This window comes from Streptomyces sp. NRRL F-5650 (assembly GCF_000721365.1).
In the GTDB taxonomy this organism is placed as follows: domain Bacteria; phylum Actinomycetota; class Actinomycetes; order Streptomycetales; family Streptomycetaceae; genus Streptomyces; species Streptomyces ardesiacus.
Genome location: NZ_JOGV01000095.1, coordinates 1 through 6,586 on the forward strand (window position 1 = coordinate 1; position 6,586 = coordinate 6,586).

The 6,586-nt window shown below is 72.3% G+C and carries 9 protein-coding genes and 1 pseudogene; all 10 read left to right on the forward strand.

Annotated features, from left to right (window positions below):
* A pseudogene (locus IG88_RS40525) lies at window positions 1–1,050 on the forward strand (hypothetical protein); the annotation flags it as partial.
* On the forward strand, window positions 1,047–3,173 hold the full coding sequence (locus IG88_RS0137290) for a hypothetical protein (protein WP_158854225.1): 2,127 nt from the start codon (window positions 1,047–1,049) through the stop codon (window positions 3,171–3,173). The pseudogene IG88_RS40525 and the gene IG88_RS0137290, both read left to right, overlap by 4 nt.
* The gene (locus IG88_RS0137295) at window positions 3,170–3,421 is read left to right on the forward strand and encodes a hypothetical protein (RefSeq protein WP_031051155.1); all 252 of its coding nucleotides are present in this window, start codon (window positions 3,170–3,172) and stop codon (window positions 3,419–3,421) included. Before IG88_RS0137290 ends, IG88_RS0137295 begins: the two co-directional genes overlap by 4 nt.
* 9 nt (window positions 3,422–3,430) lie before the next feature.
* Complete coding sequence (locus IG88_RS0137300; RefSeq protein WP_031051158.1) at window positions 3,431–3,904, forward strand: hypothetical protein; 474 nt, start codon at window positions 3,431–3,433, stop codon at window positions 3,902–3,904.
* 8 nt (window positions 3,905–3,912) lie between these two features.
* A complete protein-coding gene (locus IG88_RS43635) occupies window positions 3,913–4,086 on the forward strand; it encodes a hypothetical protein (RefSeq protein WP_158854228.1) in 174 nt (57 codons plus the stop codon).
* Between the two features lie 64 nt (window positions 4,087–4,150).
* A complete protein-coding gene (locus IG88_RS0137310) occupies window positions 4,151–4,567 on the forward strand; it encodes a DUF6221 family protein (protein ID WP_031051159.1) in 417 nt (138 codons plus the stop codon).
* Between the two features lie 648 nt (window positions 4,568–5,215).
* Entirely contained in the window at window positions 5,216–5,524 is a 309-nt protein-coding gene (locus IG88_RS0137315) for a hypothetical protein (protein WP_031051161.1), read from the forward strand.
* 74 nt (window positions 5,525–5,598) lie between these two features.
* Window positions 5,599–5,976, forward strand: a complete 378-nt coding sequence (locus IG88_RS0137320) for a hypothetical protein (RefSeq protein WP_031051162.1) — start codon at window positions 5,599–5,601, stop codon at window positions 5,974–5,976.
* Window positions 5,977–5,996: 20 nt separating this feature from the next.
* On the forward strand, window positions 5,997–6,248 hold the full coding sequence (locus IG88_RS0137325; RefSeq protein WP_031051165.1) for a hypothetical protein: 252 nt from the start codon (window positions 5,997–5,999) through the stop codon (window positions 6,246–6,248).
* Complete coding sequence (locus IG88_RS0137330) at window positions 6,245–6,547, forward strand: hypothetical protein (RefSeq protein ID WP_031051168.1); 303 nt, start codon at window positions 6,245–6,247, stop codon at window positions 6,545–6,547. The genes IG88_RS0137325 and IG88_RS0137330 overlap by 4 nt, the downstream gene beginning before the upstream one ends.
* Window positions 6,548–6,586: the final 39 nt, after the last annotated feature.

A 6,586-nucleotide genomic window follows, 5' to 3' on the forward strand; every position in this document is an offset into this window, starting at 1 on the left:
GGACCCGGCAGGGCGCCCTCGGCGGGGCGGGGCGGGCAGACGCCCCGACTGTCGGGGCGGACCCGGCAGGGCGCCCTCGGCAGCCTGCTCGGCCGGGGCGCAGGGCGGATCAAGTCGCCCCGGCTCGGCGGAGGGCAGGGCGGAGGGAAGCACCGCCGCCCCCACACGAGCAGCGGCTCGCCCTCGACCGCGCCCCGCACGCCCCGCCGGGGCGGGCTGCTCGGCAAGGTCCGCCCCGCCGCGTCCGCCGCCCGCCGCGGCATGGCCGGCGCAGGGCGCGCCCTCCGGGCGACGGGGCGCACCCTCGCCCACACCGCACGCCGAGCAGGGCGCACCGCCCGCCGGCTCGCCGCCCCCGCGGCCGCGCTCTGGCGGAACACCGCCCAGGCTCGCCGAGCCATCGCCCGCCGCACCGGCAAGGCCGCGTCCGCCCTCGTGCACGGCGCCCTCGCCGGACTCGCGGGCGTCGCCGCCGCGGTGTGGGGCGCCAGCTTCCGCGCCGGCCTCGACACGCTGCGCGCCGTCTGGCAGCGGCTGCGCCGACGTCGTGCCGCCCGCAAAGCCGCGAACGGGCCGTCCATGACCGGCCCGGCCGTGGCCAACACCCCGGCGCCCGTCGCCACATCCGTACGCCGCCCGGCAACCGCCGGCGGATCCCCCTCGACCTCGGGAGCACAGTCCATGTCCGGTCATCACTTCCTCGCGCCCGCGATGGAGCTGGAGCGCATCGCCAGCACGTACAAGCCCGACGGCATGATGCAGGTCGGCCGGGACTTCGCCGCCCTGCCCGACGCCCTCGAACACGTCGCGAACGCGATGCGGATCACCACGGCGCGCGCCGACCAGGAGCAGCCCCTCGACCCGCGGATCGTCGAGCTGATGCAGAACATCTACAACCTGCAGATGAAGGCGTCGGAACTCGCCCGCGAACTGGCGCCCGCGTTCCGGCAGTTGCACGCCGTCGACATCGAGCGGCTGCAGAACCCGCGCAAGGGCGTGCACGCCGAGGCCGAGTGGGACGTCCGCGCGAACATCGACACCTCTCTGTGAAAGGCAGACCAGTGCACATCGACTGGGAGTCGGGGCACGGCCCGTACACCGCACCGATCAGCGCCGCCGGTTCCGCGCTCGCCGTCTCCTACGCGGCAGCCGCGGCCGGCGTCGCCCCCTGGTGGGGTGCCGCCGTCGCTGGTGCCGGACTCGTCGGCTCGCACATCGCGGGCCGCCGGGCCGGCGCCGGCCGGGGCGACCTGGTGCTGCGCGCCGCCGCATGGCTCGGCGCGGGCGGCTGGTGCTCGTGGGCGATGACGGTCGGCCCGTGGTCGGGTGAGCGGCTCGCCGCGCTCGGCGCCGGGGCGGTCGCGCTCGGCGCCGCCATGACCGGGACCCGGGCCGCGCGCCGCCGCCGGGACGCGGCACGGACCGCCGAGGCCGCGGCCGAAGCGCACGCGCACCTGCAGCACCGGTACCGGGCGCTCGCCGCCGAGTGGCAGGCCAGGTTCGACCGGGTCGCCGGGCTCGAAGGTGTGCAGGTCGTCGGCGTCGAGATGTGGGAGCACGGCGGCGGGTTCACCCTCGAAGGCCGCCTGCCCGAGGGCGGGTACACGTGGCGGCACGTGCAGCGCGTGCAGGACGGGCTCGCCGGGGATGCGCGGCTGCCGCACGGCTGCACCGTCGAGGTCATCGAGGGCGCCGACCGCGGCAGTTTCCTCGCGAACATCGAGACGCAGAACCAGGTCGTTGCGGGCGAGCCTCGCATGTACCCCGACGACTACTCGACCCGCTCGTACAACGACCCCCTGCTGTGGGGCGTGCACCGCGACGGCAGCCCGGCCGGCGCCGTGTGCCGCGAGCTGTCCGCGATCGCGTCGGCCCGCCGCGGATCCGGCAAGACGAACCTGCTGCACGTGTGGATCGCCGGGCAGCAGCGCATGGACGACGCCCTGTCGTGGGTCATCGACCTGAACGGCGGCGGCGTCGCCCTGCCCTGGCTGCGGGCGTGGCACAAGGCCGGGCGCCCGGGCCGGCCGCCGATCGACTGGGTCGCGGACACCCCCGAGAAGGTGCTCGCCATGGCCGAGGCCCTGCTGCGGATCGCGAAGGCACGGAAGCCCGGGTACGCCGACCTGCAGATCGAGCACGACGACGACAAGCTGCCCGTGTCGCCCGAGGTGCCCGCGATCATCGTGAACGGCGACGAAATCGCCGAGTTGTACAGCTCGAAGGCGCGGAAGAACCCGACGCTGCGCAAGGCCGGTGACACGCTGCTGCGGGTCGTCGAACTCGCGCGCGCGGTCGCCTGCAACACGATGATGACCGCGCTCCGTGCCACAGCGGATGTCCTCGAAGAGCCGCAGCTCGTCGTGCAGTCCGGGCTCAAAGTCGCCATGCAGGGCGACGAGCGGGAGCTGAACTACCTCATGGGGTGGGCCGACCGGATCACCCCGCAGGACATGCCCACACCGGGCACCGGCGCGTACAAGGTCCTCGACCAGCCCGCCCGCCCTTTCCAGGCGTACCGGATCGTGCCGACCGTGATCGCACGGGTCGTTGAGGCGACGTGCGAGCGGCGGCCCGTCCTCGATGAGCTGTCGCTGCGCGCTGCAGGCGAGTCGTACGAGCGCAGGTGGGAGAACACCGACCACCTGTTCGGCATCGGCCCGGCACCCGCACCGGCCGCCACCGAGGCCGCGCCCGAGCAGCGGGCCGTCCGCGAGGGATGGACCGACCCCACCGCCGGGTGGGGCAAGCCGGCCGCGGCCGCAGCCTCCACGGACACCGACAACGCGCTCGCTGACGCCGACGCCGCGGTGCGCCGCATCCGCGGGGAGATCGGCGACGCCACCAACCACGATCCCGACCTCGAAGAGCAGGCCCGCGCCATCTTCGAGGCGTCGTTCGGCTACAAGCCACCCGCCGCCCTCGGCGACGCCAACGGCGACCAGCCGAGCAGCGACCCGCGGTACCCGCTCGTGTACGAGATCGTCACGAAGGCCGGCCCGGCCGGGATCGGGCCCGAGGCCATCCGCGACGTGATCAAGCAGCGGCACCCCGACGTCGAGGTGCCGCACGCCGCGACGATCGGCCGGTGGCTCGGCGCCGACCCCCGCGTGCACAAGCCGTCGTACGGCCGGTATGCCGTGCGCCCCGCGAACGGAGACACCTCGTCATGACGCAGCGGACCCCCGCCCGACGCCGCACTGCCCGAGCCGTACGAGGAACCGGCAGCACCGTACGAATCGCGGCTCCACTCGGGCCCATCGCCGCCGTACTGCTCAACCTCGAACCCGGCACGCTTCACCTCGACATGCCCGGATCGCACCTCGTCGTCATCCTGCTCGCCGGGCTCGGCGTCGACCGGCTCGGGATGCTGCTGCACGCCGTCGGCGACCACATCGAAGACCGCCCCGCCACGAGCTAGGACCCCGCCATGCACCCCGACCTGCCCACCACACGGCCCGCCGAGCCCGCCCCGCGCACCCTGTACCCGAACGCGGTCATCCCGGCCGCCGAGCAGCGGCTCGCCCCCGCACCCCCGCCCGGCATGCGCGTCATCGGGTACGTGCGCGTCGACGGCATGCTGCATGCCCAGTACGGCCCCCAGTACGAGCCGGCCACGCCCGTGGCACCGCCCGCACCATCCGGACTCGACCCGCAGGCGCAACGCACCGCCGCCAAGGGCGTCCTCGCCGCCGGCGCGGGCGTGGGCTGCTACTTCGGCATGCAGGCGCTGCAGATACTCGTCGGCTCGCTCGTGCAGCTCCTCGCCGCCGCCGCGGTGTGCGCGGTCGCGTGGGCCGTGGTCCCCTCCGGCCGCCATGGCGCGGGGCAGGGCCCGACGTACATCACGAACAACCGCGGGATGCTGGCAGGATGGCGCTCGCAGAACGGCCCGCGGAAGTAGGAGGACAGATGCCGAAGAAGATCGAGCACGTGCCCGCGGGCAAGTTCATGACCCTCGAAGAGATCGCACAGTTCGTCGCCGACGCCTACGCGGCCGGCGCGACCGGCTCGGACATCCCCACCGGTCGCCTGTCGTTCGGTGGGAAGCTGCAGCAGCTCGTCGTCACGGTCGAGCACGAGTAATCCCGCCCCTGCGCCCCGTACCGCACGCTCGCGGTACGGGGCGCCGTCACGAGAGGATCAGCCCATGAACGACGAGTTCCTGCAGTGGCTGCGCGAGCAGCTCGACGACGACGAGCGGACCGCGCGGGCCGCGACGGATGGCCCCTGGACAACGATGGGGCAGCGCGTACTGGACCCGTCACCGCCGTCCAACCGGCTGGGCATCGGGATGGCTGTAGGGCATGCGGCTGCCAGCGCCGACTACAACGAGACCGCCGAGCACATCGCCCGCCATGATCCGGCGCGCGTGCTCGCCGAGGTCGAGGCGAAGCGAGGCGTACTACGCCAGTACACCGACCTGCGCGAGCAGGTTCGCAACCCGGTGAGCGCCGAGAACCGATCGCGTGCGCGCGCCCTGCAAGGCGAGATCGGCGACGTTCTGCGGCTGCTCGCGCTGCCGTACGCGGACCGCCCCGGCTACCGCGACGAGTGGCGCCCGTAGACCTCTTGACGAACCATCCGACGCCCCGTTCGGCACCCGCCGGGCGGGGCGTCGCCGTTCCTCGACTCGGGCGAACGGTACACAACGGGCAACACCCGATTGTGAGTTGTGACACATTCGTACCCGGCGGTAACGAGCGTCCGCACCCCCTCGCCGCACCCCCGGAACGGGGCGTTCCGAAGCGATCCGAGAGCAATCCGAAGCGAATCCGAATCAAATCCGAACGAGATTTGAATCGAATCCGAATCAGATCCGGCGACGATTTGAAACACATCACCGCAGGTCACCGCGTTGTGTCCCCGGGGGACTCCTCGGTCCCTCGCGCGCGCGTGTTCCCCTCCCCTCCCCTCCGGTCTATGGCGGGGGTAGAGAGAGATCCACCGGTAGTAGCGGGCGAGCCCGAAGCGCTCTCTCAGTCGCCGCCAACTCGAAATCTGGGCTTGCAATCCCGGCGAGGTGTCGCCAATCTTGGGGCTACACCGGCATGCCCAAACGCCGAAACACACACTCCGACAGCGCCCCCAGAGCCGACACCGGCCGGGGGCGCTCGTCATTCCACAGACCCGCGCGGGGCGGACACCGATACGAACTCTGGCGGGTTTGCTGCCCGCCCCGCGCGCCCTTCCCACCACACCGGAAGGCACCGCCATGTCACAGCCCAGCATCGGCCGCATCGTCCACTACCGACTCGCCGCACAGGACGCCGCCGACATCAACCGCCGACGCAAGGACTTCCACGAGAGCCGCAGCGCCGACGACCAGACCGGGTTCGTCGGCCACGTCGGCAACCATGCGACCGAAGGCGACGTGTTCCCCGCGACCATCGTCCGCGTGTGGGAAGAGAGCACCATCACCTGCAACCTGCAGGTGCAGCTCGACGGCAACGACACGTACTGGGCCACCTCGCGAGCCGAGGGCGACGAGCCCGGCAACTGGTGCTGGCCGTCCCGCATCTGATCCGCACATCGGCCTACCAACACCCCGAGCACACAAGGCACGATGGACCCTCGCACTCAGGAGGGGACCCGCCAGTGTTCGGAAAGAAGAAGACCGACGACGAGAAAGCCGCCGCCAAGCGCCTCAGCCGCATCCGCGTCGCCGCCGCCGCAGCCGGCGTCAACGTCCTCGGCGGCAAGTTCCACCAGGCCGGCCAAGGCTCGATCCCCGTCGACGGCTCAACCGTCACCATCGAACTCGGCGAGCACGCGCGGAAACGCATCACCGCAACCCGCGTCGCCCTCACCGGGATCTTCGCCCTGTGGCTGAAGAAGGACGAGCAGAAGCTGTACATCACCATCGAGCACCCCGACGGCGTACTGCTCTACCCCGTCGACGCGAAGAAGGAGCCGCAGGCCCGCGTGTTCGCGACGCTCGTCAACGGCGAGGCCACCGGCATCACCACCGACTGACCAACACCCCGGGGGGACACGTGCGCATCCGCATCACCCTGGACATCCGCACCACCCCCCGGGCCAGCACGACACCCCCCACAGTCGACACCACCCCCACGCCCGACACCACCCCCACCACCGAGGCCACCACCCCGGCCGACACCACCCCCTTCGGCTTCACCCTCGACGGCACCACACTCGGCAGCGACACCGAACGCGCCGAGCCCTACGACGACAACCGAGGCGCCGAGTACGAAGACGACGACGCACGGACAGGCGGGCAACAGTGAGCGGCGGATGGGCAGGCAGCAACCGACGAGCCGAACTGCCGGCCGACTGGTACACCGTCATCCGGCCGTTCGTCCTCAACCGCGACGAGCACCGATGCCGCAACCGCATCAACGGACACGTATGCGGACGATGGGCGAACCAGGTCGACCACATAGGCGACCGCATGGACCACAGACCCGAGATGCTGCAGGCACTGTGCGCCGACTGCCACGGCCGCAAGAGCAGCCAGCAGGGCAACGCGGCCCGCTGGGCAGAGCGCACGACGCGCCCCCCAGAGCGGCACCCCGGACTGATCTGACCAGCCCCCACCCCGATCCGGCCCGCCCCCCCTGGGGGG

What these genes read in the sequence shown, in the direction of transcription:
- IG88_RS0137295 (WP_031051155.1), top strand. Translation starts at nt 3,170, where the DNA reads ATGACGCAGCGGACCCCCGCCCGACGCCGCACTGCCCGAGCCGTACGA.
- IG88_RS0137300 (WP_031051158.1), top strand. Translation starts at nt 3,431, where the DNA reads ATGCACCCCGACCTGCCCACCACACGGCCCGCCGAGCCCGCCCCGCGC.
- IG88_RS43635 (WP_158854228.1), top strand. Translation starts at nt 3,913, where the DNA reads ATGCCGAAGAAGATCGAGCACGTGCCCGCGGGCAAGTTCATGACCCTC.
- IG88_RS0137310 (WP_031051159.1), top strand. Translation starts at nt 4,151, where the DNA reads ATGAACGACGAGTTCCTGCAGTGGCTGCGCGAGCAGCTCGACGACGAC.
- IG88_RS0137315 (WP_031051161.1), top strand. Translation starts at nt 5,216, where the DNA reads ATGTCACAGCCCAGCATCGGCCGCATCGTCCACTACCGACTCGCCGCA.